Genomic DNA, 1844 nt, shown 5'->3' on the forward strand with positions numbered 1-1844 from the left:
GATCGGGATAGGGGCGGTCAGAGAGTCTGACCGATCCCCTCCCACACCACCCGGCATGCGGGTCCGCACCGGGCGGTTCGAGCAGTTGAGGTCATGAGAGTCGAGGCACGCCGAGACGGTCGAAGTAGGCGATCGGCATGGCACGGTTCAGCAGCCAGCGGCTGTTTCGCCACCAACGCCGACTGTTCGCCGCCACCCGGTAGGCATCCTCCTTCGAGGCACCCAACGCCAACAACTCCCGGTACATCGTCGTGCCCCGACGCCAGTGCTTAAGCTGCATCGCACGCAACCGGTGCCTGATCCACTCGTCGAGTTCACGGAACACTCGCGGCGTCTGGGCAAGCTGGAAGTACGCCTTCCAACCCGGCATATAGGCCTTCAAGCGCTCCACTACTTCCGCCAAGCTCCGCCCTCCCAGGCGGCCGGTCAGGTCTCGGATGCGTTGCTTAAAGGTCTCCAGTGCCTTTCGGGCCACCGCGCATTTGATCCGCTCGCCCGCACTGAGCCACAGTTCATAGCCCAGGAACTTGCGACCGGTCGCCTGTGCAACCGCCGTCTTGGCCTCGTTGACCTTCAGATGGAGTCGATCGTAGAGCTTGCGCAAACTATTCAGCACTCGTTCGCCCGAGCGGCGACTGCGCACGTACACATTGCAGTCGTCGGCGTAGCGCACGAAGCGATGGCCTCGCGTCTCCAGTTCCCGGTCCACCTCGTCCAACAGCACATTGGCCAGCAGCGGCGACAGCGGCCCGCCTTGCGGCGTACCTTCGTGACGCTCCATGACCACCCCGCCATCCATGATTCCGGCCACAAGGTAATGACGGACCAGCCGCAGCACGGCCTTGTCCGCGATTCGCCTCGATAGCCTTTCCATCAGAATGTCGTGATTGACCCGATCAAAGAACTTCTCCAGATCCACATCGACTACCACCCGCAAACCATCCTGCACATGACGCTGCGCCTTCAGCACCGCGTCACGCGCTCGACGTCCCGGCCGGAAGCCGTAACTGTGTTCGGAGAAGGTGGGATCAATAATGGGCTGCAGAACTTGCAGCAGGGCTTGCTGGATCAGTCGATCCGTCACCGTCGGTATCCCCAGTTCACGCATCCCGCCTCCGGCTTTCGGAATCTGAACGCGCCTTACCGGCGCGGGCCGGTAACTGCCGTCCAGTAACGCTTCCCGAATCCCGTGCCAGTGCGTCTTCAGGTACTCCGCCGTCTCGGCAATCGACTTCCCATCCACCCCGGCACTGCCGCGATTGGCTTTGACGCGTTTCCACGCCATCACCAGATTCGCTCTCGCGAGCGCCTGCGAGAGCAGGTCATCTCGCCCTGAACCTCCGGTTTCGAATCGCGCCGGCCGCGCTTCATCACGCACTACTTCAGGCTCGGCTTCACCTCGCCCTCCCGCGTTGCGCCCCGCACTCGCGGGCTTCTGATGCACTGCACGTTCGAGCGACACGGCCTTCGGCCCTCCTACTCGTTCGGCCCTTCGCCCACAACCGGCAGCTACTACGGCCTCTGCTGACTTCTCGCTCCGGCTTGCCGCCGTCGCCCTTTCAGGCGTGAGGCGAGATCTCCCCAGGTAAGAACGCATTCCTTCATCGCACAACCGCCGCATCTACGCCGCTTCGCCTTGATCACGAGAGCTTCGCGGTTACGTGCCCGCTCGCCCTGCTCGGCAGCGCCTTCTATACGGTTCTTGTCCATCGGCTCGCGATTTACGCTCCACGCTTCCTTCCCACACTCGGTCACCCTCATGCAGTTGCGCTTCACTTCATTTGCCGTGATCAGCTTATGGCGGGACTTCCACCCGCAGGAATGCGCCCATGCTGGGCGCACAC

The 1844-nt window shown here is 62.8% G+C and carries 1 protein-coding gene; it reads right to left on the bottom strand.

From position 1 onward, the window contains the following. Positions 1–91: 91 nt before the first annotated feature. Entirely contained in the window at positions 92–1462 is a 1371-nt protein-coding gene (gene ltrA / locus WS89_RS16470) for a group II intron reverse transcriptase/maturase (RefSeq protein ID WP_059791986.1), read from the bottom strand. Positions 1463–1844: the final 382 nt, after the last annotated feature.

The sequence above is a fragment of the Burkholderia sp. MSMB1072 genome (genome assembly GCF_001524725.1).
In the GTDB taxonomy this organism is placed as follows: domain Bacteria; phylum Pseudomonadota; class Gammaproteobacteria; order Burkholderiales; family Burkholderiaceae; genus Burkholderia.